18 protein-coding genes are annotated in these 25,581 nt (G+C 37.9%); 14 read left to right on the top strand and 4 right to left on the bottom strand.

Annotation, left to right across the window (positions count from 1 at the left end; translation table 11 throughout):
* Window positions 1–454: 454 nt before the first annotated feature.
* The 3 genes from MR062_RS16850 to MR062_RS16840 form a co-directional block, all read right to left on the bottom strand.
* The gene (locus MR062_RS16850) at window positions 455–1,807 is read right to left on the bottom strand and encodes an FAD-binding oxidoreductase (RefSeq protein ID WP_242206440.1); all 1,353 of its coding nucleotides are present in this window, start codon (window positions 1,805–1,807) and stop codon (window positions 455–457) included.
* Window positions 1,808–1,833: 26 nt separating this feature from the next.
* Window positions 1,834–2,337, bottom strand: a complete 504-nt coding sequence (locus MR062_RS16845; protein WP_242206437.1) for a YybH family protein — start codon at window positions 2,335–2,337, stop codon at window positions 1,834–1,836.
* A gap of 108 nt (window positions 2,338–2,445) precedes the next feature.
* Window positions 2,446–3,321: a helix-turn-helix domain-containing protein gene (locus MR062_RS16840; RefSeq protein ID WP_242206435.1), complete on the bottom strand. Its 876-nt coding sequence runs from the start codon at window positions 3,319–3,321 to the stop codon at window positions 2,446–2,448.
* 558 nt (window positions 3,322–3,879) lie between these two features.
* On the opposite strand from MR062_RS16840, the gene MR062_RS16835 reads away from it, so the two are divergent.
* Window positions 3,880–4,155, top strand: a complete 276-nt coding sequence (locus MR062_RS16835; protein WP_242206434.1) for an Arm DNA-binding domain-containing protein — start codon at window positions 3,880–3,882, stop codon at window positions 4,153–4,155.
* Window positions 4,156–4,940: 785 nt separating this feature from the next.
* Window positions 4,941–7,118, top strand: coding sequence for a TonB-dependent receptor (locus MR062_RS16830; RefSeq protein ID WP_242206432.1), 2,178 nt, complete (start codon window positions 4,941–4,943; stop codon window positions 7,116–7,118).
* Between the two features lie 439 nt (window positions 7,119–7,557).
* On the opposite strand, the gene MR062_RS16825 is transcribed toward MR062_RS16830, so the two are convergent.
* Window positions 7,558–8,448, bottom strand: coding sequence for an AraC family transcriptional regulator (locus tag MR062_RS16825; protein WP_242206429.1), 891 nt, complete (start codon window positions 8,446–8,448; stop codon window positions 7,558–7,560).
* A 133-nt stretch (window positions 8,449–8,581) separates the two neighbouring features.
* Here MR062_RS16825 and MR062_RS16820 point away from each other — a divergent pair, with 133 nt between their 5' ends.
* The 12 genes from MR062_RS16820 (at window position 8,582) to MR062_RS16765 (ending at window position 25,495) form a co-directional block, all read left to right on the top strand.
* Complete coding sequence (locus MR062_RS16820) at window positions 8,582–9,283, top strand: RraA family protein (protein WP_242206427.1); 702 nt, start codon at window positions 8,582–8,584, stop codon at window positions 9,281–9,283.
* A gap of 26 nt (window positions 9,284–9,309) precedes the next feature.
* On the top strand, window positions 9,310–10,098 hold the full coding sequence (locus MR062_RS16815) for an SDR family NAD(P)-dependent oxidoreductase (protein ID WP_242206425.1): 789 nt from the start codon (window positions 9,310–9,312) through the stop codon (window positions 10,096–10,098).
* Window positions 10,099–10,103: 5 nt separating this feature from the next.
* Window positions 10,104–11,237 (top strand): mandelate racemase/muconate lactonizing enzyme family protein, encoded by a 1,134-nt coding sequence (locus MR062_RS16810; RefSeq protein ID WP_242206423.1) that lies wholly within the window; start codon window positions 10,104–10,106, stop codon window positions 11,235–11,237.
* Window positions 11,234–12,109 carry a RidA family protein gene (locus MR062_RS16805; protein WP_242206420.1) on the top strand — a complete coding sequence of 292 codons (876 nt, stop codon included), beginning with the start codon at window positions 11,234–11,236 and terminating at the stop codon, window positions 12,107–12,109. The genes MR062_RS16810 and MR062_RS16805 overlap by 4 nt, the downstream gene beginning before the upstream one ends.
* 14 nt (window positions 12,110–12,123) lie before the next feature.
* Window positions 12,124–12,885 (top strand): creatininase family protein, encoded by a 762-nt coding sequence (locus tag MR062_RS16800; protein ID WP_242206418.1) that lies wholly within the window; start codon window positions 12,124–12,126, stop codon window positions 12,883–12,885.
* A gap of 69 nt (window positions 12,886–12,954) precedes the next feature.
* A complete protein-coding gene (locus MR062_RS16795) occupies window positions 12,955–14,286 on the top strand; it encodes a sugar porter family MFS transporter (RefSeq protein ID WP_242206416.1) in 1,332 nt (443 codons plus the stop codon).
* Between the two features lie 359 nt (window positions 14,287–14,645).
* Window positions 14,646–16,412 carry a class I mannose-6-phosphate isomerase gene (locus tag MR062_RS16790; protein WP_242206414.1) on the top strand — a complete coding sequence of 589 codons (1,767 nt, stop codon included), beginning with the start codon at window positions 14,646–14,648 and terminating at the stop codon, window positions 16,410–16,412.
* An 18-nt stretch (window positions 16,413–16,430) separates the two neighbouring features.
* The gene (locus MR062_RS16785; protein ID WP_242206412.1) at window positions 16,431–19,652 is read left to right on the top strand and encodes a GH92 family glycosyl hydrolase; all 3,222 of its coding nucleotides are present in this window, start codon (window positions 16,431–16,433) and stop codon (window positions 19,650–19,652) included.
* 86 nt (window positions 19,653–19,738) lie between these two features.
* Window positions 19,739–20,791: an alkaline phosphatase family protein gene (locus MR062_RS16780; RefSeq protein WP_242206409.1), complete on the top strand. Its 1,053-nt coding sequence runs from the start codon at window positions 19,739–19,741 to the stop codon at window positions 20,789–20,791.
* A 125-nt stretch (window positions 20,792–20,916) separates the two neighbouring features.
* Window positions 20,917–23,337, top strand: a complete 2,421-nt coding sequence (locus MR062_RS16775; protein WP_242206407.1) for a GH92 family glycosyl hydrolase — start codon at window positions 20,917–20,919, stop codon at window positions 23,335–23,337.
* Window positions 23,338–23,413: 76 nt separating this feature from the next.
* Window positions 23,414–24,700, top strand: a complete 1,287-nt coding sequence (locus MR062_RS16770) for a glucosidase family protein (protein ID WP_242206406.1) — start codon at window positions 23,414–23,416, stop codon at window positions 24,698–24,700.
* Between the two features lie 57 nt (window positions 24,701–24,757).
* Window positions 24,758–25,495, top strand: a complete 738-nt coding sequence (locus MR062_RS16765) for a GntR family transcriptional regulator (protein ID WP_242206404.1) — start codon at window positions 24,758–24,760, stop codon at window positions 25,493–25,495.
* The last annotated feature ends 86 nt before the right edge of the window (window positions 25,496–25,581 follow it).

Genomic DNA, 25,581 nt, shown 5'->3' with positions numbered 1-25,581 from the left:
AATAATAAAAGAAGGCATTCCTTTTTAGGAAATAAAACTATAAGAGAATTTGAATTAGATATGTATAACCAGAAACAGGCAGCTTAGTCATTCAACTTAAAGTCCATTTTTTTGTTGCAAGTCCAAAATGAATAAAATAGTGTAAACATTACAATTAGGTCAATGATTTCTATCTTCAATTTCAAAATTTGACGCAAAAAAATGCCTGTTTATAAGGGATTCCAGAGGTTTTGCGTCAAATTTTAATTATTCAATTTACCACGTTTTTCAAACACCCCATAAATAAAGGCTTTGCGGAACAAACGAAACGGAGCGTTGCGCCAGCACGCTACCCTCTTGCTTATCCCCCTTAGTTTTGTTAACGTGCATTATATAGAGTTTTCCTGTTAAATAATTTATGATAAATAAAAGAACTAGCCTTACCTCACTTATTTAATGTTAGCTTAATAGTTGTTTAAGAGGGTTTAATGTTCTGGTTTATGTGGAAGAAATTGGTTGGGTCGTATTTGGTTTTAATTTCTACCAATCGTTTATAATTTTCTTTATAAGATGCTTTGATTCTCTCTTGTCCTTCATTCATCATAAAGTTAACATAGCCTCCACCCATAGCATGAGGAGCTAATGCATCAAAATAATCTTTACACCATTCGGTTACTTCATCTGCTTTTGCCGGATCTGGATCTACTCCTACAATTACCTGTGACCAACGAGCATCTCTATTTGCCCATGCGGTTTCATTATTCCCTACCTCATGACAAGCACCATCAACAGGATAAAGGTGTGTGGTAGAGTGCATAGTTGGTATTTTTGATCCGTGCTCTATATTAATTTTAATGGATTCTGGAGTTAATTCCTTTATATAATGCGCGCGCCAATACCATTGCATTCCCTTTGGGTATAATGCATCAAACATACTGTTTAATGCTGGCATTGGTATTTCGCCTACAAAATCTAAAATAGGGGGACCAAAAGCCCTAACGGGTTTAAATACTTCTTCTGCTTTTTCAATAGGTCCGGTATAATTCCAAACAACACCACACACGTTTTTATTCCATAAATGTTCAGGAAAGGGTTCTGCAGGAGGCACTATTAAAAATGCAAAAAAACCATACAAATTGTTGGAAGCATTTTTGGTATGCGTATCCCAAAACTTTATAGCTTCTTCAGCTTGTTCCATTGGCCAAAACATTGGGCCTGCATATACATTCTTTATTTCAATTAAATTAAATTTAAATGATGTTACTACTCCAAAATTGCCGCCTCCACCTCGTAAGGCCCAAAATAAATCTGAGTACGAATCTTTTTTAGCGATTACCACTTCTCCTGTAGCCAAAACAACTTCACATTCTAATAAATTATCTATTGTCAACCCGCCTTTTCTACTTAAATAACCTAAACCTCCACCAAGTGTAATACCTCCTATACCTGTTGTGCCAATAATGCCACTGGGTAATGCCAAACCATACTCGTGTGTAGCAGCATCTACATCGCCAAGTGTATTGCCCGATTCTATAATAGCAGTTTTTGCTTGTGCTTCTATCTTTATAGCCTTCATTTCAGAAAGATCTATTACAAGTCCTTCTTCAACTAATGCTAATCCTGCTCCATTGTGCCCACCACTGCGAATGGAGACTTCTATATTATTTTCCCTCGCATAATTTACTGCATTAACTACATCCTCAGTCTTTCTACACTTTACTATAAGCGCGGGCTTTTTATCGATCATAGCATTGTAAATAGATCTTTCATTATCATAACTCGAATCTTTAGGAGTGATAACTTTTCCTGTTAAATTTTGGTTATTCATAATTAGAGTTTTATTTGGTGGTGATATTATCCTTTTAATTGAAGAGGTGAATGGTGTTCATGAACAATTTTCCATTCTCCTTTTTCATTTTTAACAAACAACAATGTTATCTGGTCATTTACAACAACTTGATTATCACCAAACTTTAAGTGAAAATCCGAATGAAAAGTCACGTTTGCTACATTACCATAATATACAGCTATTTTTAAATCATTAGCATCAAGTTTTATAACTTCCGTAACGCTACCAAATACATTACGTTCATGTACTTCATTTTCTTTACTGCCTACTCGCGATTCACCCATTTTAAACTCGGTAAACTTTGGACCATAGGCATGAAAGGCTATTAATTTATCAATTTCACCTTCTTTAACACTTTCCAATATGGCATCCATAGTTCCCTTAACTTCTTTCTGGGCCTTAGGATATTTAATATCAACTGCATTTTCTGTTTGTGCCGTTAAAATTTGAGCGCTCATGAACAATAGCATGACAAGCAATCCGATTTTGTGTGTACTAAAATTTTTCATCTGTTTCTATGTTTTTGTTAGTATTAAATGTAGTCGAAAAGACTACATTGCTAAACTAACAAAGCTTTAAAGCACCTTCTGTTCTTAAAAGTCCAGAATGTTTACTTTTTAGCTCATACCATCTCTATAAGCCGACGGAGATATTTTATATTGTTTTTGAAAAATCCTACTAAAGTGAGAAGCATTATTAAAACCAGAATCAAAAGCAATGGATTGAATAGATTGCTTTGTGGTTTCTAAGTATATTTTTGCACGTTCTAATCTTTTTGAAGTTAACCACTTTCCTGGACTGATGCTATAATGCATTTTAAAATCTCTTTTAAATGCCGATAAACTTCTATTTGCTATTTGGGCAAATTCATTTAGTTTTAGGTTAAACATATAATTAGACTCCATAACTTCCCAAATAGGTGTTTTATAGCCTTCGGAAATGGCATTTACATAGGCCAAAATATGTTTGTTATCTGGATGGACAAAGATGTTATACAACAATTCCTTAAACTTCATTTCTATAATATCATCAGGATATTTCTTTTCATCATCAAAATAAGGCAACATACCAAAATAGCAACTCCTTATACGTTCATTAAGATGAATACGCAATAACATCTCGTCTGAATTTTTCGGTAAGTTACTTAAATCAAGATGAGGCCGAAATTCATCTAAAACACTTTTAAAATAATCATCCTTTATAAAAAAGACCAATACTTTCCATCCGGCAGGGTCATCACTCCATTCTTGATGGTAGGCTATACGCTTGGTCATGAAAGAGGTGTCTTTTGTTAAAGCCCAAGATTGATCTCCTCTATGAAAAGTGCGCTTACCATCAATTGAGAATAACAATTGATTATGTACACCATATAATTGCACTACTTTTTCAAGCTGTGGGCAGTTATAAAATACAAAAAGCTGATTATTTACGACAAAATGACGAAATATGTTCTGATCTGATTGAAAGACGTTATATAAATTAAAAGCTGCCATTATAGAATCAAATGATTACTAGACCTTAAATCTAAAGGTAAGATTTTTTATAATAATCCAAAAATTAAGGTGTCCGATTTTTAGAGAGTATACAGGTCTCCTTTAATAATCAAAATATAGGAAACTATAATGATAATCTAACTCTTACAAGTTTTTATTAGATGTAATTAATTTATTTTATACATTTATAGTGCTAAAGACAAGCAAATTTTGTTTTTACCAGTTCTTTTATAAAAAAGTGTACAATTAGGTGAACAACCAAAATGATACTTACGCAATTATCAGTGATAATAATAGATAGCAGACTATTAATTTAGTTCTGTCATCCCGACGAACCTAAAAAAAGGTAAAACTAAAACACTGTTAATTGTATGATTATCAGTGTTTTTTGTTTTTAAGCATTTTATTTGATACCAAATAAAAGCATTTAAAATCAGTAAAAAAGTGAACAAATCGTTGAACACTTTTTCAATTGAATTTTCATAACTTTAGAGGACTATTTAGAAGCGATTTGACTTTTGTCTTTACAACACATTTGTTTAATTAAAGACATTTAAAATGCAGACAAACAGTACCTTTTCCGTTCTTTTCTTTACAAGGAAGCCTAGAGGAAAATCAAAAAATCATTCAGTATATGCCCGCGTAACTATAAACGGGAAATGCTCAGAAATCAGTTTAAAACGATCCGTTTCGTTGAACAATTGGGACTCACATAAAGGTCGGGCTCTTGGTAATAACGAAAAAGCAAGGGTTTTAAATTTGTATTTAGACCGGGTTTACAACAAATTTTTAGACTGCCATAAGCAGTTAATTGAAGAAGGTATTTCGTTATAGGGTGTACTTATGTTAAATTCGTTCATTTTTGATGAGAGTAATTATTACAAGTGTTGTTTCTACAAGGGTAAATATGATTAAAAATTACCTTCGTTTGGCAAAAAGATGTAAAATTTACTCAAGTCAACTTCAATCGAGAAACCTGAACTTAAGTCTCCTTCATCCGAATTCCTTTATTGCATTTAGTTTCACTTCTTGCTGGGCCTTGAAGGGGAAATGAACAAGTTGGTAATATGGATGTCTAGATCAAGGGTTTGTTCAGACTTTTGACCAGGGTCACTAGCAAATGACCTGTGATTGTACAGTAGCTCATTGTACAAACGCTAGTGTTCATTACCTGTTCCTCTTGGCAGAATCTGCCTCAGATTTTTTATCTTTGGGCAATGAAAGTTTTTACGGTGATCTTAACCATACTCATAATGTTCCTGTCATCATACCCGTGTTGCCAGGAGATAGATTCCTGTTCCGGGATATCGGCTATCGTGGAACACTGTGGCGATGATGGTCCACAAGAAGTTCCCCATCGTAAGGATGCGCCCTGTTCACCTTTCTATACCTGTGGCAGATGCCATGGGTTTATATTTGCCTATGGGACTTTGGACTTCGTTTCTCTAGAACTTGAGCAGGAGATGCTCCATATTCCCTATATTGAACTTCTCCCTAAGGAAGTTTATTTCCATACCTTGAAACCTCCACGCGCCATTGAAGTATAGTCCGTTAAAATTCAAATTGTTCTTCACCAAATTCCTTTTGGTCAGAACCCAAAATATTTCAAAAATCAGAAAATGAAATTACAATTGTTTTTGATACTGTCCTTATTTGGGATGGTATCCGTTCTTGCACAGAACACCCTTGACCTAGTAGTCAAGGACTCCCATAGTGGTGAGCCCCTCATCGGGGTCACTGCGGTATTGGTATCACTTGACAAAGGTGCCATATCCAATGAACAAGGAAAGATACACATAGAGGATATCCCACACGGAACATTCCTACTTCGGTTAAGCTATATTGGTTATGCCACAGTTGAAGAAAGCCTTACCTTTCCTTTGGATGAAACAGCTCAAGGACAGACCTTTTCATTGATACCCGAGAACGAGGAGTTGGAAGAGGTTACCTTGGTTTCCACGAGGAGTAGCCGCACCATTGAGGACATCCCTACCCGTGTCGAGGTCATCGCAGGGGAGGAACTCTCCGAAAAAGGAAATATGAAACCTGGTGATATCCGAATGTTACTCAACGAAAGTACAGGTATCCGTACCCAGCAGACTTCGGCCACCAGCTACAATTCAAGCATACGCATCCAAGGACTGGACGGAAAGTATACACAGCTTTTGCGGGATGGATTTCCTTTGTATTCTGGATTTGCTAGTGGACTCAGTCTTATGCAGATTGCTCCCTTGGATTTAAAGCAGGTGGAGGTTATTAAAGGTTCCAGTTCTACCCTGTACGGAGGTGGTGCCATAGCTGGATTGGTTAACCTTATTTCCAAGACTCCGGGAGACGAGCCTGAGCTCAGTTTTATGGCTAACGGTACATCCGCCCTTAGTCTGGACCTCAGTGGCTTCTATTCACAAAAGTTCAACAAGGTGGGGACCACCGTATTCGTCTCCTATAATCTGGGGACGCCCTACGACCCTGCGGATATCGGATTTACAGCTATTCCAGATTTCGACCGCTTTACCTTGAATCCAAAACTTTATTGGTACCTAAACGAGAAGACCGAACTGCTGTTGGGCATCAATGCTATTTGGGAAGATCGTCTTGGAGGGAATATGGACTATATAAAGGGTAAATCTGTGGCCAATCCCTATTTTGAATTCAATGAAACGGAGCGGGTCTCCACCCAATTTGGTTTTAAACATGCCTTTAATGACCGAAATCGAATAGAGGTCAAGAATAGTTTCAGTTTTTACGACCGTATCATCCAGGTACCGGATTTCACCTTTTCGGGATACCAACGTTCTTCCTTCAGTGAACTGAACTTTTCCACAAGCTCGGAAGACGAGTTGGAATGGGTATATGGAGTCAACCTATGGACGGAGTATTTCAATGATACCCGTGAGGGCCAGAACGAAGCTCTGGATCAATCCTATCAAATTTTTGGTTTGTTTGCCCAAAATGTTTGGCCCATTAAAGAAACCCTTTCACTGGAGGCTGGGCTTCGGGTCGACTTCCATTCTGAATATAAAGCCATGGTTCTACCTCGAATGTCGGTTCTCTACGAACCCAATAGAGCATTGACCTTCCGATTGGGGGGCGGCATGGGATACAAGACCCCCACTGTGTTCACAGAGGATGCGGAACGGGTGCAGTTCAGGAACGTGCTGCCTATCGACACAGATGTGGCTGATTTGGAGCGCTCTCTTGGTGGGAATTTTGATATTAATTATAAGTGGGTTCCATTGTCGGAAATGACAATGTCTATCAATACACTCTTGTTCTATACCAAAATTGATGACCCTATGACGCTAGTGCCAAACGGTAATGGAGCCTATGAATTCCAACAATATGGAGGATATGTGGACACTCGTGGCGCAGAGGTGAACCTCAAGGTCAAATATAGGGATTTCAAATTGTTCACAGGATATACCCATGCCAATGTAAAGCAACATGAAAACGGGACGGTTTCGGATTTTCCGTTGGTGGCCCAACACCGATTGAACAATGTACTTATGTACGAAAAAGAAGAGAACATTTGGGTGGGGCTTGAGGCCTATTATTACAGTCCGCAACAATTGGGCGACGGTGAAACGGGCCAATCCTATTGGATTGTGGGACTAATGAGCGAAAAGAAACTTGGAGAAAAATTTTCGGTCTTTCTGAACTTTGAGAACTTTTTGGATACCCGCCAGACCCGATTTGGTACTATTTATACAGGGAACATCGGAAATCCCCAGTTTCTGGACATCTATGCCCCAGTCGATGGGTTTGTGATCAATGGAGGTTTTAAGTTAAGTTTATGAGTTTATAATCCTGCCTACATATCGGGTGTCCCAATTTTATAAATTATTGAAATGCCAAGGACATTTGTCCCTGGCATTTTTTGTAGCGGTCATTATGGTTTCATTCTGAGCAAAAAGGGCATCCCTGAAAAGACCTGTCATCCCGATGAAAATGAATATAAATATAAATAAAAACTAAAACCTAGTAAATCATATAATTTACAAGGTTTTATGGTTTTAGACTAACATAAGAATTGAGTTCATATAGTTTAATTCGGTTCACAGTTGCAAAACATAAAAAGAGTGAATCGAATAGCTGATTAAGAAATTGTAATTGAAATAGTTGGTTTGGATTTCGTCAAAATGAATGTTTAACTAAAAGACGATAACTATGCAGGTACTAACCACCTTTACCCTATCATTTTAGGACACCCTTCCCATTATCTTATCTTTAGATAAGTTATGATTTAAGACCGTTTCCGTTCGAAAGTAAATAAGAGGAGGGGGATTCGCCTGTGTAACGCTTAAAAACAGTTGCAAAGTAGGAAGACGAACTAAACGCCAAATTATAGGCCACATCCTGTATGCTATTCGTTTTGATGCGCAATTGCTCCTTGGATTTTTCAATTTTTTGCCTCAAAATATAATCAGAAGGAGAGTATCCCATTTCCTTTTTAAACTTGTACTTAAAATGCGATAGTGACAAGTTGCACAACTGGGCTAAATGCTCTAAGGGAAATGATTCATTAAGGTTGTTTTTAATAAAAATACAAATATCAGCTATTTCCTTACTTATAATTTGATTGGAATGTTTATTCCCAAATTCCAGGACGTTTAATAAGAAGTGCAGTAATAGATTGGTAATTTTAATTTTGTCCAATCCGCTTATAGGATACTTGCAAATTCGGTATATGGCATTAAGGTCATGCTTTAGCCTATCAGAGCCTTTAAATTTTCTGTTCGATTTTAGGCTCATGAAACTCTCCATTAATAATTTGGTATCTTTTCTTGTTAAATTTAAAAGACGTCTATTTTTATCGGGTACTTCCATGATAAACCAGAATAAACGTCCGCGTTCTTCAGGAAAACTTTTGGTGCCATGTTCCTCACCAGGGAATGTCAATAAAAGATCGCCTCCATTAATCCTGTAATCCTCTCCCTGAATGTGGTAATACTGAGAGCCCTTTTCAAGAAAACATATTTCTATCATATTCTCGTGGACATGCATGTCCAGGCTTTTGTTCATTTGCCTGTAGTTGTAAGATCCCAAAACCTTTACGAATTCAAACCCTAAAGCTTCTAAATCAATTATTTGGCGGTCTTCTGTAGACACTTTATCCAGTTTCTGCATCTTTGAAATAGTATTATCGTACTAAAATTAATAATATTTTTTAAACTTTTAGTTTCCTTTGGACAATTAAGAATTTAAGACAATAGGGTGGGTCAACAATAAAGACTACCAAATTCTAAAAGATAATATAATTATGGACACAAGGATAACATGGAGAAACGACCAAGAACTTTTCAAAATAGCTAAAGAAGAACTGTTCGTTGCTTTAGTGGGCGATGTATTGGATAAACTGGGGTACTTGCATCAATTTCTATCACCAAACATAAAACCTCTAAGAAAAGATATGGTTACCATAGGAAGAGCTATGCCCGTATTGGAGGCCGATACTTTTGAAGAATCTCCACAACAAACAAATAATCCACTAATGAAGAAGCCTTTTGGGATTATGTTTGAAGCATTGGACAGTTTACAAGAGCATGAAGTTTATATATGCTCGGGAGCATCGCCCAGATATGCTTTATGGGGAGGATTAATGAGTACGAGAGCTTTAAAATTAAAAGCAGCAGGAGCTGTAGTTGATGGGTATTCAAGAGATACCAATGAGATAGAAAAACTAAATTTTCCAACATTTTCATTGGGAACTTATGCCCAGGACCAAGGCCCAAGAGGAAAAGTCATTGACTATAGGGTGCCTATTGAATTTAACGGCGTTCGTATAAACCCAGGAGATATTGTTTATGGCGATAGGGATGGTGTGCTAATCGTCCCTCAAGAAATAGAAAAAGAAGCATTTACTGGAGCAATTGAAAAAGCGAGAGGAGAAAAACTGGTACAAAAAGCTTTGGAAGAAGGCATGAGTACTGTAGATGCCTTTCAAAAGTTCGGAATCATGTAATTATTTAATAATGAATCTATCCAATAATGAATCTATCCAATAAAAATATTTTAGTTACCGGAGCTGCAGGCTTTGGAGTTGGTAATGGAGTAGCCGTTGCGTTATCAAAGATGGGAGCTCGGGTTATTGTAAATGCCCGAGATTTAGAGCAAGCCCAAGAAGCAGCTAATAAACTACCTAATGCCATTGCAATAGCGGCCGATATAACTAATGAAACCCAAGTGGATGCCATGTTTGCAACCTTGGCAAAACAAGTAGGCGTCATACATGGTTTAGTCAATAATGCCGGTATAGGACTAAGTAAAGAAGCCCATGAGGTAACCAATGAAGAGTTTGATAATCTATACAATATAGATGTAAGGGCTGTATGGAAACTGTCGAAATTATTTGCTAATCAGCTTATAGAAAGCAATTCAGAAGGCAGTATAATTAATATTTCTTCAGTACACACTTCGGCAACCATTTCTAAGTATGCCGTTTATGCCAGTGCTAAAAGAGCGGTGGAAGGGTTAACCATGGGCATGGCAGTAGAATTGGGAAAACACAATATTAGGGTAAATGCTGTCGCTCCCGGTTATGTACATGCAGAACAGAATTTAAAGTTGATTAAAACCTTTGCCGATGATCCTGAACTTTGGGTGGAGCATCACACTAAAGACTATCAAAGTTTACCATTTGAAATACAAGCCGAAGATTGTGGCAATGTGGTTGGCTTTTTAGTTTCAGAATTTAGCAGGGCCGTTACCGGTCAGGTGATTTATGTAGATAATGGAACGACCTCTATGCTGTACAACAATTCATTTATAGAAAAATAGCACGTATGATAATTAGTAGGATTACTTGTTTTGAAGTTATAGTTCCAGCACACCCAGGAGCTATTGAAAGTAAAGGTATCAATAAAGGGTTGCATAAATTGCCCTTGGGAGCTAAAGCAGGCTGGAGTGTACAATTTGATGAAGTCCCCAAACTAATAGTACAATTAGAATTGAAAAACGGTATCATAGGATGGGGTGAACTGTACAGAAGCCATAATTGGGCTACAGTAGATGCTATAGGGGCACTATTGGTGGGTCAAGACATTGAAAAACTAACATTGCAAAAATTACCTTTTGCGTTTTCTAGGGAATATGATGGTTTCGAGTGTGCCATTTGGGACGCTTATGCAAAATTAAAAGGTGTACGGGTAGTAGATTTATTGGGAGGTGCTTTAAAGAACAAGGTAAACGTAGGGGCCTGGTCCAGTCATCGTAGTCAAGAGGATATTGCAGATTTAGCTTTAAAGTTTCAGAACATGGGATATACCTGTATGAAGTTTAAAAGCGATTTAGAGGACGATGTTATTGGATGGTGCAGAACAATTGCTGAAACAGCGCCAGAAATGCAGGTTATTTTAGACCCTAACGAACGTTGGTTGCATGCTTTTGAAGTTAAGAAACGCATTGATGGCTTACAGGAAATAGGAAATGTGTTATGTCTCGAAGATCCACTTCCTCGTTGGCAATTAAACGAGTATCACCAATTGAGGAACTACGCATCGATTCCCATAGTGCTTCATGTGTCGTTGCCCTATATCATTCACGGACAAAGAATAAAAGATAGCATTCAAGCGATTCAATTACAGGCCGTAGATGGGTTTAATTTTAATTGTGGATTGGCAGACTTTCAGAGATTGGATCATATAGCATCTGCAGCAGAATTAAACTGTTGGCACGGTTCCGAAATAGACCTCGGTATTTTAGAGGCCATGTACATACACGCTGCGGCAGCGGCGGCATCTTGCAATTGGCCAAGCGATATTTTTGGGCGCTTAATCCGTGAGCATGACCTATTGAAATCACCTTTAAAAATTGAGGCGCCCTATGCTTATTTACCAGAAGGATTGGGCTTAGGTATTGAAGTAGATATGGACGCCGTTAAACATTACCAAACAAAACAAAAAACGTATAAGTTATGATTAACCCTTTTATAGGTATAGATAAGAATAAAGAAGACATTTGGGACATGGTGGTCAAAAGGGATATCGATGCATTTGTAAACCAAGATTGGCAAATGGTAGAAAATGATTTTCATGAAGAAGGTTTTATGGGGATCGATGGAGGAAAACTTCAAAACATTGACCAATGGAAATTAAGCTTTCCAAATTTAGAAAGCTATAAAACTTCATGGCTTCAACAGGCCAAAGAGTTTCATGAAACCGAATGGGGAGAAGATGTAACCGAAGCATTGCACAGGGTAACCATATTGCAAGACATAGAAATTATAGGTGGCGCAGCATTACTGCACAAAAAGTTTGTGGGGGATATAAAGAAAGCAGACGGGAGTTATGTAGAAACCAATTGGCAAACATTATATAGATGTAGAAAAATAAACGGGCAATGGAAAATGGTTGGATTTACAGGCTATTTACCATTTTTTAGTGTCCACTCCAACCCTAATTTACAAGCAATAAAGCAGATGCCGGCAAACGCGAGCCAGCATGTTACTGCAGGACCTTATTCCCCTGTTTTAGAAGTTAACCCAGCTAAACTGGTTGTTATTTCTGGTCAAGCAGCTATAGATAAACAAGGAAACGTTATTGGAGATACCATAGAAGAACAAACAATCTATATGATGGATAATTGCAGTATGCAATTAGCGTCTGCAGGATGTACTCTTAACGATGTATTTAAAGTAAACGTATTCATTAAAGATTTAACCGATTGGCCAAGATTCAATGCGGTTTATAAAAATTACTTTAAAGACCCCAAACCCGTTCGTACGGCGGTACAAACAGGATTGTTAATGAATCTGGTTGTTGAAATTGAAATGTGGGCCGCTAAAAAATAACAAAGAATGGAATTATGATTTGGGATCAATTAACAACATTAGAATTAAGTAAGGTAGCTAGAAACATACCGGTTATACTTACTATGGCCGCTACGGAACAACACGGAAAGCATTTACCACTGGCAACAGACAGATTGATTGGAGAACATTTTGCTAATGAGTTACACAAAGTTATCCCAAGTAAAGTGCTAGTGCTGCCTTCCATTAGTATTGGGTGCTCTTCACACCATATGGATTTTTCAGGAACACTTACCATTAGTCACGACACATTTATAAGACAGGTTGAAGACATTGTAAGATCGGTAATGCAACATGGATTTAAAAATATCATTCTTTTAAACAGTCATGGTGGAAACCAAGCTGTTGGTCAAGTATTGGTAGAAAAGTTAGGTTACGAAAACCCTACAACAAATATCATTATGGTTAACTGGTGGAAATTGGCATCAAATGCCTTATTTGCTTTAAATGAAAGTGGTAAAGGAGGCGTAGGACATGCCGGTGAATTTGAAACGTCATTAATGCTATTGATTGCACCCCACTTGGTACATGCAGATAACATAGAAAAAGGAAAACATACCGATACATTTTCCTGGAGCGAAGGGGATATGCTGCGAGGAGCTAAGGTATCCTATTATAGATCAACAAAGGAGATGACCACCAATGGTGTTTTTGGGAGTCCAGAATATGGATCTATAGAAAAAGGGAAGCATATTTCGAAATGGGTTGTTGATGATTTAAAAAAAATCATTGATGATATTTTGGTTATGGAAGCGTAGTTAGTTCCTGGCCAGATGAAGTTTCGTAAGAGGGAGTGATAATAATGAATCAATTTTAAAAAAACACAAATGAAAGGAAAACTAATACTGTATACCTTAGTAGCTGCCATAGGTGGGCTACTATATGGCTTCGACACGGCGGTAATAAATGGCGCATTGCCCTTTTTTAAATCCTATTTCCAGTTGAATGATGTCATGACCGGTTGGGCCGTAAGTTCTGCGTTATTGGGATGTATAATAGGTGCCATTTCAATTGGTAAGCCTGGTGATAAATATGGACGACGGGAAATGCTCAAGTTTTCTGCCGTGCTATTTTTGATGTCTGCTGTTGGTACGGGGCTTGCGCCAGAGATTAACAGTTTTATTTTATTTAGGTTCATAGGCGGTTTGGCAGTTGGGGCAGCCTCTGTGCTGTCGCCTATTTATATTTCAGAAATAGCCCCTGCAGCCCATAGGGGAAGGTTAATTATTACGTTTCAATTGGCTTTGGTCGTTGGAATTTTGGTAGCCTTTTTTGTAGATTATATTTTAATCGATACAGGGAAAAACAATTGGCGCTATATGTTTATTTCCGAGGCCATACCGGCATTGGCCTTTCTGCTGCTACTTCTAAAAGTTCGTAAGAGCCCCAGATGGTTAATGCAAACAGGAGATCAGGAAGCAGCTAAGAAAGCCATAATAGATGTAAATCCCAATGCAGATATACAAGGGATTATAAACGACATTGTAACCTCCATAACCTTGGAGCGTGAAGGAAAACAAGAACATTTGTTTAAGAAGCCCAACTTAAAGTTTACCTTGATAGGGATCTGCATTGGATTGTTCAGTCAGTTCACAGGGGTAGCCATCGTTTTTTATTATGCAACAGACATTTTTAGGGCGGCTGGTTTTTCAACCGATTCTGCTATAGGCCAAACGGTTATTCTGGGAGCCACGAATTTAATATTTACCCTATTGGCCATGAGCTTGATTGATAAAGTAGGAAGAAAAAAGTTGTTATACGTAGGAACCATTGGAATGACTATAACACTTGGTTTTTTTTCATGGGCTTTCTACACGGGTAATACAGAGGGCTGGTTGTTGTTGGGCATCCTTATATGCTATGTCGCATGTTTTGCATCGTCCATGGGAGCTGTGGTTTTTGTATTGTTGGCAGAGATATTCCCAAACAATATTCGGTCACGGGGTGTGGCCATAGGCTCTTTTTCGAATTGGATTGTGAACGGATCGATTACCTTTCTGTTTCCCATAGTTGTTGGAGCGTTTAGCGAAGGGAAAGGTATTGGATACAGTTTTGCCTTCTTTGCATTGATGACACTGTTGGGGTTCTTTTTCTTTAAAAGATTTTTGTTCGAGACAACTAATAAAACCCTGGAAGAAATTGAGTTGGAAAATAAATAACTTAACTTATTTTAAAATTTAAAGAGTTCACGAGGTTTATAGTTTACAGATTCATAAAAAAAGTTGATCCAAAACGGGTTAAACCCAACCTATGCCATAAAATTGAAATGATCAAATAATGTTATTATTTGATAAAATTATCCAAGTGCGTTATTTTTAAAGACAATAGCTTTGTTAAGCTTAATTTTTATAGGGCAATTACCCAACATATCTTTAATAAAAAGAAATTATAGATACAAGTAAATAAAGGTGTAATCAGCTTTTTAGAAGGTATAGGGTATTTATTATACAAAAATAAATAGTTTGTATGTTCATACATATGCACATAATTTGTATATTTGCGTAATCTTAATTAAAAAATGGAAAGAAAAACAAGTCAGTATTTAATGCCAGTCAAAAAAGAAAAACCAGGTAATGGTGGATACGATATAAATCCTGTACATCAATTAATAGACGGTCGCGTGGCCATTGGTTATGAGGCTTTGGCGGATAGGTTGAAACATGAGCAAGTAATTATTTTAGACGGTTATGTTGGAGTAGATTGGGAAGAGGTAATAAGGGCGTTAGAAGTTATTTTTGAGAAGAAAGATCTTTTGGTTCGTCTTTATAATGTGAAGGACTGTTTTAAGGGTGAAGATGAAATTAATAAGATGGTTACGCCTTATTTAGGAGGAGATGATCCGGTTTTTGGGAGAAAAACAAATCTAAGGTTGAGTGATTATTTTGATGAAAAAAAGATATCAGAGATCGGTTTAGATAAAAGTAAGGACATTAATATTATCTACGGTACAGGATCAAGTTTGATTAACGTAGAGGGCTGTTTGGTGTATTTCGATTTGCCTAAAAACGAATTACAGTTTAGAATGCGTGCCGATGCTATCACCAATTTGGGGTTATCTTCAACAAAAGACCCTAAACAAATGTACAAACATTTTTATTTTGTGGATTGGGTGGTGTTAAATGAAGAAAAGAAAAGATTGTTGCCTCTAATCGATATCGTTGTAGATCAGCAGCGCCCTGGAGAGCCTACATGGACCGAAGGGGAGGCGCTAAGGGCTAGTTTGTCCAAACTGTCTAAAGGCTACTTTAGGGTAAGGCCTTGGTTTGAACCGGGCATATGGGGAGGACAATGGATGAAGGATCGTATAGAAGGTTTAAATAAAGAGGTGCCTAATTATGCGTGGTCCTTTGAAATGATCGTACCAGAAAACGGATTGGTTTTTGGTGATGAATATGGTATGTTGGAAGTGTCCTTTGATATGTTAATGTTTCAGGAACAAGAGAATGTACTGGGCAAAGCAGCTAAGCGATTTCAAGATGAGTTTCCTATTCGTTTTGATTTTCTGGATACCTTCGATGGCGGAAATCTATCGGTACAGTGCCATCCCAAACCGGATTATATTAAAAAGGAATTCGGAGAAAATTTCACCCAAGATGAAACCTATTACATTCTGGATGCTAAGGAAGGTGCCGATGTGTATTTAGGATTTCAGGAAGATATCGATCCCCAAACCTTTAAAGAGGCATTAGAACACAGTTACGAAACAAAAGAAGTGCTGGATGTAGAGCAATACGTGCAAAAGTTACCCGCAAAAAAACATGATTTATTCTTAATTCCACATGGCACAGTGCATTGCTCGGGGGTAGATAATATGGTTTTGGAAATTAGTGCAACCCCTTATATTTTCACCTTTAAAATGTACGATTGGCAACGGATGGACATGGATGGAAATCCGAGACCTTTAAATATTGACCGTGCTTTCGATAACTTAAACTTTAGCAGAAAAGGACAAGTTGTACAGGATACCTTGGTTTCTAAACCATATGTGGAAGCGTCTGGTGATCATTGGAAGAAAATACATTTACCAACACATCCCGATCATTTCTACGACATATATAGATATGAATTCGATGATGAAGTTATTATAGAAACTTTAAATCAGTGTCATGTGTTAATGCTTGTGGAAGGTACTGCGGTAGCATTGGATTTATTAAACGAATCCCAAACCTTTCATTATGCAGAAACCTTTGCCGTGTCGGCGGCAGCCAATAGCTATCGCCTGATAAATAAGGGCAAAGAAACAGCAAAAGTAATCGTCTCGTTTGTTAAGGATGAGGCCTGTTAAAAAATAAAACTAGAGGATATGAAATTTAAACTTCTGATTGCAGTCGCAATGTCTTTTACAGTTGGCTATGCCCAGAATACAACGGTATGGCAAATAGGAAAATCTGATAATAGTAGTGCAGAGTTTGCCTTGGCAAATTCGGAGTACAGCAAATTTTTGGAAAAAGACTTTGGATGGGAAGATCGGTTTTATGTTGTTGGGTATTCCAATACAGCAAAAGATTTTCCATTTGTATTGCCAGGAGCGATGGATTATTGGGGGGGGACCTCTGGATTGGCAGGGATCCGTCCGCACGAAATCAATATTTTGTTTGGCTTAAGTGAAAAACCTAAGCAGGGCCCTTGGAAGTTAATAGTTGATGTTTTGGATTGTAATCCGGAAACGCCACCCTATTTTAAGGTAACAGTCAATGGTAAATCATGGAAGTTTAGATTAGATAAAGGGCAAAATGCTGAAGCTTTAAAAGGAGTAAATTCAGATACCAAAGAACAAAAAATAAGTGTTACAATTCCTGAAGACCTGATAACCTATGGCGGGAATAGCATTCAGTTAACAACTTTGGAAGGCAGTTGGTTGGTATTCGATCAGGTACGTTTGGAAGGACCAGAGCACGTACAACTATTGAAACCGGAAACGGCATTTTTAAGAAGCGTCACCCCAGCAGAATATGAGTTAAAGGTTGATAGGAACCAGGTGCAGCCTCTGTTAGTGGATGTTCAGCATCTTCAAGGCAGTCCGAAGCTTCAAGTGCAACTGGATGGTAAGGTTATTTTTGAAGAGGCAGTAGAGCATGGTCGAATTATTTATGAAGCCCCTATGCCAGCCGTTAGGAAGTCAAAAGTGAGTCAATATGCTGTTTTTTTGGATGGTAAGCCAATTGAAAAAGGCATTGTAAAAAGAGTTCCAAAGAAGACCAACAGATTGGTGGATTATGTGGACACCAAAATAGGAACGGGACATTCTAGATGGATGATCGCGCCAGGGCCTTGGATGCCTTTTGGAATGGTTAAAATAAGCCCCGATAATCAAAATGAAGGCTGGCAGGCAGGATATCAGCCCACCTTCGAAAGTGTGGGTACATTTAGTCATATTCATGAATGGACCATGGCAGGTTTGGGAACCTTTCCCACCAATGGGCCTTTGGTTACCGAAGTTGGTAATCAGGGAGAGCCCGATTCTGGATACCGTTCGCGAGTAGATAAAACCACTGAAGAAGCACCTTTGGGATATTATTCGGTGTTTTTAAGCGATTACAAAATCAAGGCTGAATTGACGGCCACAACCCGTGCCAGTTTCCAACGTTATACCTATCCGAAGGATGTTCCAAACTCCAGAATATTGGTCGATCTTCAAATCCCTTCAGAATATAACTACGCCATTAAAGAAGCACATTTCAAAAAGATAGACGACCATAAGATTGTGGGGTACAGTAAACAGGTTTCACCGTCTGTTTGGGGAGAACAATATTACCGAAGCAAAATGGTTGAAGGCGGTGATAAAACAAGGGAATGGGACATTATAGCACAAGAGTATACGGTGCATTTTGTGATGGAATTTGACCAACCCATTAAAGCCTTTGGCACTTGGGTAAATGGTAGTAAAGCTGGGAAAGGGGATGCTGTTATTATGAATGATACCGAACTAACCGTTGCCGACCCAGAAGATATTGTGGCCTTTATTGAGTTCGATACATCTAAGCATCAGGTGGTGCAAACAAGAACTGGAATATCATACGTAAGTATAGAGAATGCAGCATTGAATCTTGAAGAAGAAATAACAAAACCTTTTGATTGGAACTTTGAACAGGTTCGTAAAAATCAGGAAAACACCTGGAACAATTTATTTCAAAGGGTACAGGTGACTTCAAACAACAGGTTGGAAAAAACCAGGTTCTATTCCAATATGTACCGTGCTTTGGTAAGTAGAAATATATTTAGCGATGTAGATGGTAGCTGGATGGATGCCGAAGAAAAACTTCAAAAATTTAGTAATCCTAATGATGTTGCTTTAGGTTGTGATGCCTTTTGGAATACCTTTTGGAACTTGAACCAGTTTTGGAATCTGGTAACTCCAGAATGGTCATCCAAATGGGTGAAATCGCAATTGGCCATGTACGATGCCAATGGTTGGTTGGCTAAAGGGCCTGCAGGTATGGAATATATTCCGGTAATGGTGGCCGAGCATGAAATTCCGCTTATTGTGGGCGCTTATCAAATGGGCATTCGGGATTACGATGCCGAAAAGGCCTTTAATGCTGTTTATAAAATGCAAACCACCAAAGGTGAACAGGTTGGTGGCGGCTATGCTGGAAACAGGGATTTGGAAACCTATTTAAAACACAAGTATGTGCCTTATAACAGGGGACGTTTTTCAAATACTTTAGAGTACTCCTTTGATGATTTTACCGTATCACAGTTTGCAAAATCTTTAGGGAAAACCAAAGCCTATAATGAATTTATAGATAGGGCCTATTGGTGGAAAAATGCCATAGATCCAGAGATTGGATTTGCCAGGTTGAGACATTCAGACGGCACCTGGTTTAAAGATTTTGATCCTATTGAAACAGGAGGAAACCATCAGTATGCCGAAGGAAATGCATGGCAGCTTACCTTTTTCGTACCACAGGATATTCCGGCATTGGCTGAAATAATAGGCGAGGATGAATTTGTAAAGCGTTTGGATGGCGGCTTTAGCGTTAGCAGTAATTGGAGATACAATGCACCAAATGAAAAATACTGGGATTTCCCTGTAATTCAAGGGAACCAGCAATCCATGCACTTTTCGTTTTTGTTCAATTGGGTGAAACGGCCATGGTTAACCCAAAAATGGAATAGGGACATTTTATCCCGTTTTTATGGTTATGGTATTTCTAATGCCTATTTGGGAGATGAAGACCAAGGGCAAATGAGTGCTTGGTACATGATGTCGTCTATAGGTTTGTTCCAAATAGATGGAGGAACGAGGTCGGAACCCATCTATGAAATTGGAAGTCCGTTATTTGAAAAAATAGAGATCGATTTGGGCAACCAATACAATAGAGGGAAAAGTTTTGTTATTGAGGCTAAAAATAATTCCTTCAATAATAAATATGTACAAAGTGCAAAGTTAAATGGTAAGGTATTGAAGAATTTCTGGTTCCCGGCCAGTGAATTGTTAAAAGGCGGAAAACTGGAACTGGAAATGGGACCTGAACCCAATAAGGATTGGGGAGTCAACGACATGCCACGGGGAATCAATTAGAAGTGAGGATTAAAAAATAAAATTTTGATAATAAAATTTTCAATGTAATTTCGAGCGAAATGTTTTAAAATTAAAAATGTAAAATTATGAAAATTAGGTTGTTAGTTTTTTTATTGCTCCTTTCTTTAGGTGGTTTTGCCCAACAGCAAGATAAAGTTGAAAATATTATTTTAATCTCGATAGATGGATTGCGATGGCAGGAAGTTTTTAAGGGAGCAGACTCACTTTTAATAGAGAACAAGAAATTTTGGGTAGACACCGAGGCTGAAAGAAGAGAAAAGTTGATGCCGTTTTTTTGGAATACGATAGCATCAAAAGGACAGCTTTATGGCAATAGAGCTCTTGGCAACAAGGTCGATGTAAAGAATGAATATTGGTTTTCCTATCCTGGTAGAAGTGAAACACTATGTGGCTATTACGACCCCAAAGTCAATTCGAACGAGTATCCAAATAATCCTAACGAAAACGTTTTGGAGTTTTTTAATAAGCATCAAGATTATCATGGGAAAGTGGTCACTTTTGCGTCATGGGATGCGCTTGGAAGAATATTGAATCGCGACCGTAATGGTATGTTAGTGAATTTACCAGGTGAAGATGTATTGGATAAAAACAACTCTGAAGCACAACACCTTATCAATGAACTGCAACATTTAATTCCTGATCATTTTCATGAATGTAGACCAGATGAGTTAACTTTTATGATGACCAAGGCGTACATACAAAATCATCATCCCAAAGTGGTTCATATCGATTTTGGTGATACCGATAACTATGGACACAGTGGCGAGTATGCTAAATATTTAAGTGCAGCCAATCGTATAGATAAGATGATATCTAATTTATGGAACACACTTCAAAACGATCCTTTTTATAAGGACAAAACGGCAATTTTGGTATATCCAGACCATGGTAGGGGTACAGGAGACAAATGGACAGATCACGGTACAGGAGCCCCACATAGCAATGAAACCTGGTTGGTTGCCCTAGGACCTGGAATACCAACGTTGGGAGAGGTAGCTGTTGAAGGACAAATTTATCAAGACCAAATAGCACAAACCGCAGCTCATCTTTTGGGCATGACCTTTAAGGCCAATCACCCTGTAGGGGCCAGTATTGAAAGTGTATATGTTGCTAAATAAGAAGTAGAGGTTTGTAAAACGATGTTCGTTTGTTTTCGAACTTGTTTATAGGTTGCCAGTCTGGAATATAATAGAGGTTAAGCATGGTTGTGCTATTGAATGAAGCTAATATTTAATACTATATAATGAGATTCAGAATAAATACACATAAATGGTCAGCATCAGTAATTGTTTTGATATTAATTACATTACTAGCTATTGGTTGTAGTAAAGCTGAAAAAATAGAAAAACCATTAGTAGATCTAACGCAATATGTCGATCCACAAATAGGATCTGTACATGGACGTTGGTTTTTTTACACACCAGCAGCACGCCCTTTTGGCATGGCCAAATTAGCACCACATACTAACGCATATAATAGTGCCGGAGGTTGGGAACCTAGAGGCTATGACGATAGACATACCTCTATTGAAGGCTTTGGTCATTTTCATGAATTTCAAATTGGAGGCTTGGTATTCATGCCAACCGTTGGGGATTTAAAAACAGTTCCCGGAACTTTAGAAAATCCAGATGCGGGATACCGATCTAGGTTTGATAAAGCCTCAGAATATTCAGAAACAGGGTATTATAGTGTTTTTCTAAAAGATTATAATGTGAAAGCAGAAATTACTTCTACAGAAAGAGTAGGATTTCATCGTTATACTTTTCCGAAGACAGACAAGGCCCATTTAATTGTGGATATAGGCCATAGACAGGGAGAAAGCAGCACCGTTACAAACACCAGTGTTCAAATTGTTAATGAAACTGAAATGGAAGGATATATAGAGACCTATCCTCAATATTTAACGTTTTGTGACCCTGGGAAAAGAGTGAAAATGTATTTTGTTGCGAGGTTCAATAAAAAACCAACTTCAACAGGAAGTTTTATAGATTCCATTCAAAAGCAAGGCACCCTTAAAACGGAAGGAATAAATAATGGCTTATATCTAACTTTTGATATGGCCCAAGAGGATATACTGGAAGTCCAAACAGGATTAAGTTATACCTCAGTGGATAATGCACGATTGAATTTAAATACAGAAGCAAAAGATCAAACTTTTGATAGTGTTAGGAAACAGTCTAATTCAATTTGGAATACAGAGCTTAACCGAATAGTAGTTGAAGGCGGCAGTGAAAGTAATAGGATAAAATTTTATACAGGGTTGTACCATGCCCTATTAGGTAGAGGCATATCTAACGATGTTAATGGGGATTATCCCTTGGTAGATGGTAAAATAGGACGAACCGTTTTAGATGCTGAAGGCAACATTAAATACAACCATTATAATACCGATGGTATGTGGGGCGCCTTTTGGAATTTAAGCCAGTTATGGTCTTTGGCCTATCCAAGAACATTTAGCAATTATTTACAATCCAATATCGATTTTTATAAAGACAGAGGCTGGTTGCATGATGGAGCAGCAGCAGGAAACTACACTAATGGTGTTCAAACCAATTTTCAAGGCTTGCTTTTGGCGTCTGCATATAATGTAGGCATACGTGACTTAGATGTAAAGACAGGCTATGAAGCTGCTTTAAAAAATGAAATGGTTTATGAAGGGCGGAATTCAGGAAATGGTAAGTACGATATGGAATTTTTTATAAAAAATAAATACGTGCCCTATAAAGAGTTTGAATTATCCAATGGATGGCGAATGAATTTTGGAGCTTCCCATACGTTGGAGTATAGCTTTAGTTCGTATGCCGTGGCACAAATGGCCAAGGGACTAAAAGATACTGTAAATTATAAAATCCTTATGGAGCAAGCAGGTTACTATAATAATTTGTTTGATCCTGCTACTAAGTATATTCGCCCTAAAAATGAAGATGGTTCATTTATTGAAGATTTTGACCCCATTCGTCCTTGGGACGGATTTCAGGAAGGTAATGCCTATCAATATACCTGGTATGTACCACATGACCCAGTGGGATTGATTGGTTTAATTGGTAAGGACCTGTTTAACCAACGATTGGAAACCATGTTTACCGATGCTCAAAAAACAATGTTTGGTGGAGATTCAGAAAATATACATAGTTTTTCAGGGCTTGAAAAATTATACAATCATGGGAATCAACCCTGTTTGCATGATGCCTGGTTATTTAATTATTCAGGGAAGCCCTGGTTAACCCAAAAATGGGTGCGTACCATCTGTAACGAGTTTTATGGCACAGAACCTTTAAGAGGCTATGGCGTGGGACAGGATGAAGATCAAGGGCAGTTAGGGGCCTGGTATGTTATGGCGTCTATGGGATTGTTTGATGTGCAGGGACATAGTGCCGCCAATCCAACGTTTCAGTTTGGCAGTCCGTTGTTTGATAAAATAACGATCAAATTAGATGAGGCCTATTATCCCGGAAATGAACTGGTTATTGAAACGATCAATCAGTCACCAGAAAATCATTATATCCAAGAGGCATCCTGGAATGGAAAACCCATAACTAACCATTGGATGTTGCATAAGGAGCTTATGAAAGGAGGAACCTTAAAATTTAATTTAGGTAAAGCACCAAATACAAATTGGGGCGTGGAAACAATGCCCCCATCGATGTCTAATTCAATAGAATAACTGTCATTCAGAGCTGTCAGACTGAGCGTAGTCGAAGTCAAGGCGAAGAATCTTTTTAATAATAAAAAATTAACAAATGAAACAATTATTGCTTACGGGAATAGCATGTGTTCTAATAGCATGTTCAGGGAACAGAGCTAATAAGGAATTAGCCCAAAAAATATTAGCCGATCAGGATTTTAAGGAAGTTAAAGAAAGAGCCCTTAAGGTTGTTAAAACAGGCTTTAATGCTGGCGATGGCTACGGCGAAGTTTGGATAAGGGATTATAATACCTTTATTGAATTGTCGGCCGAAGTGTTTGACAAGGAAGCCCTTAAAGAAAATTTGCTGGTCTTTTTTCGGTTGCAAGGAGACGATGGCAATATTATAGATGGGTTTATTCCGAAGGAAAAAGCCGTACAGACCGAAGGCGGGTATCAATATATTTATACCGATTTAGAGCCTAATTATTGCGGACATAAAAACACGGTAGAAACCGATCATGAAACGTCCTTGGTACAGGCCGTGTACAAGTATATTAAGAAAACGGGAGATACCGGGTTTTTAAATGTTCAAGTGGGCCATGCTACGGTAGCCGAACGTATGGAACAGTCCATGGCGTTTTTAATGAATCACCGTTGGTCTGAAAAATATGGGTTGATCTATGGAGCGACTACGGCTGATTGGGGCGATGTGCAACATACCCACCCTTGGGGTGTTTATATAACCGATGATACGGTGTATTGTGTAGATATTTATGATAATGCCATGCTATTGATTGCTTTGGATAATATGATGGAGCTCATTCCCGAGACCAAAGGAAAATGGCAAGCAATTCGCAATGACATTGCCAAAAATACCATGAAGGTACTTTGGGATGAAGCGAATCAAAAGTTTATTCCCCATGTGTATTTAGAAAAGTCACCTTATCCAGAGGATTTTAATGAAAATGAGATCTATTATCATGGAGGAACAGCGGTAGCTATAGAAGCCGGCTTGTTAAATAAGAAGCAGATTAAAACAGCTTTAGATAAAATGGTGGCCAATGTAAAAGCTTCCGGAGCCGGTTCGATAGGACTTACCATGTATCCGCCATACCCAGAATGGGCTTTCGAGAATAAAGGGATGTATCCTTATGGGTACCAAAATGGAGGCGATTGGACCTGGTTTGGAGGACGTATGATTCAGCAATTGATAAAATATGGCTTTATTCAGGAAGCCTACGAACACATGAAACCTATGACGGATCGCGTGATTAAAAATGATGGTTTTTTTGAATGGTATACTGTGGATAACAAACCCGAAGGTTCTGGGACTTTTAGAGGTTCGGCAGGGGTGTTATATACGGCTATAGAACTGTTCTATGACTGGGCTAACAAATAAATTAAAATGTCATATATTTAGCCTTCAATAAAATGTGAAAAATCTAAGGTTTCGATAATGAATTTTAAGTTAGATCAAAACAGTCCCGTACCGCTCCATGCCCAAATAGAAATTTATCTAAGGGAGTTAATAAAAAGGGAAGATTATATTAAAGGAGACAAGCTTTTACCTAAAGAGGTCGCTTTGTCTAAAAAGCTTGGGGTATCTAGAAATACCATAAGACAAGCCATTAATAAATTGGTACACGAAGGACTAATTGAACGTAAAAAAGGTATTGGAACCAAGGTTATTGCCAAAAAAATATCAACACGTCTAGATAACTGGATAAGCTTTACCAAAGAAATGCGCAATCAGGGTATCGAAGTGGTTAATTACTTAGTGAATGTTGCTTTGGTACAGGCAGAGAAGGAAGTCTACGAAGCTTTAGGTGTCCCAGAAACCAAAAAGGTTTGGAAGCTGGAGAAAATAAGAGGGTCTAAGGAAGCCAAATACTTATATTCTGTTTCTTATTTCCACCCGCGGATTGGAATTACAGGTGATGAAAATTTCATGGTTCCTTTATATGAATTATTAGAAAGGGAGCACGATATTATTGTGTCTACCTCCAAAGAAAAATTAAAAGCGGTCTCGGCCGATGCTAAGATAGCAGAGATGTTAGATGTAAAAAAAGAGATGGCTATTTTAAAGAGAGAACGCTTGGTCTTGGATGTTGGCGACAGACCAGTGGAATATAATACGGTATATTATCATACCGATTATTTTACTTACGATATAGATATTAAAAGAGAACTTTAAGCATTAAAGGCAACCAAAATGCTTAAAAGTTGTTTTTAGTTAAATTGTATATACATTCGAACATTATTTATACATGATAAATTTAT

This window comes from Aestuariivivens insulae (assembly GCF_022662195.1).
Classification (GTDB): domain Bacteria; phylum Bacteroidota; class Bacteroidia; order Flavobacteriales; family Flavobacteriaceae; genus Aestuariivivens; species Aestuariivivens insulae.
Note: the sequence above shows the minus strand (reverse complement) of the source record. Positions and strands in the feature narration are given on the sequence as shown.

What these genes read in the sequence shown, in the direction of transcription:
- MR062_RS16850 (WP_242206440.1), bottom strand. Translation starts at nt 1,807, where the DNA reads ATGAATAACCAAAATTTAACAGGAAAAGTTATCACTCCTAAAGATTCG.
- MR062_RS16845 (WP_242206437.1), bottom strand. Translation starts at nt 2,337, where the DNA reads ATGAAAAATTTTAGTACACACAAAATCGGATTGCTTGTCATGCTATTG.
- MR062_RS16840 (WP_242206435.1), bottom strand. Translation starts at nt 3,321, where the DNA reads ATGGCAGCTTTTAATTTATATAACGTCTTTCAATCAGATCAGAACATA.
- MR062_RS16835 (WP_242206434.1), top strand. Translation starts at nt 3,880, where the DNA reads ATGCAGACAAACAGTACCTTTTCCGTTCTTTTCTTTACAAGGAAGCCT.
- MR062_RS16830 (WP_242206432.1), top strand. Translation starts at nt 4,941, where the DNA reads ATGAAATTACAATTGTTTTTGATACTGTCCTTATTTGGGATGGTATCC.
- MR062_RS16825 (WP_242206429.1), bottom strand. Translation starts at nt 8,448, where the DNA reads ATGCAGAAACTGGATAAAGTGTCTACAGAAGACCGCCAAATAATTGAT.
- MR062_RS16820 (WP_242206427.1), top strand. Translation starts at nt 8,582, where the DNA reads ATGGACACAAGGATAACATGGAGAAACGACCAAGAACTTTTCAAAATA.
- MR062_RS16815 (WP_242206425.1), top strand. Translation starts at nt 9,310, where the DNA reads ATGAATCTATCCAATAAAAATATTTTAGTTACCGGAGCTGCAGGCTTT.
- MR062_RS16810 (WP_242206423.1), top strand. Translation starts at nt 10,104, where the DNA reads ATGATAATTAGTAGGATTACTTGTTTTGAAGTTATAGTTCCAGCACAC.
- MR062_RS16805 (WP_242206420.1), top strand. Translation starts at nt 11,234, where the DNA reads ATGATTAACCCTTTTATAGGTATAGATAAGAATAAAGAAGACATTTGG.
- MR062_RS16800 (WP_242206418.1), top strand. Translation starts at nt 12,124, where the DNA reads ATGATTTGGGATCAATTAACAACATTAGAATTAAGTAAGGTAGCTAGA.
- MR062_RS16795 (WP_242206416.1), top strand. Translation starts at nt 12,955, where the DNA reads ATGAAAGGAAAACTAATACTGTATACCTTAGTAGCTGCCATAGGTGGG.
- MR062_RS16790 (WP_242206414.1), top strand. Translation starts at nt 14,646, where the DNA reads ATGGAAAGAAAAACAAGTCAGTATTTAATGCCAGTCAAAAAAGAAAAA.
- MR062_RS16785 (WP_242206412.1), top strand. Translation starts at nt 16,431, where the DNA reads ATGAAATTTAAACTTCTGATTGCAGTCGCAATGTCTTTTACAGTTGGC.
- MR062_RS16780 (WP_242206409.1), top strand. Translation starts at nt 19,739, where the DNA reads ATGAAAATTAGGTTGTTAGTTTTTTTATTGCTCCTTTCTTTAGGTGGT.
- MR062_RS16775 (WP_242206407.1), top strand. Translation starts at nt 20,917, where the DNA reads ATGAGATTCAGAATAAATACACATAAATGGTCAGCATCAGTAATTGTT.
- MR062_RS16770 (WP_242206406.1), top strand. Translation starts at nt 23,414, where the DNA reads ATGAAACAATTATTGCTTACGGGAATAGCATGTGTTCTAATAGCATGT.
- MR062_RS16765 (WP_242206404.1), top strand. Translation starts at nt 24,758, where the DNA reads ATGAATTTTAAGTTAGATCAAAACAGTCCCGTACCGCTCCATGCCCAA.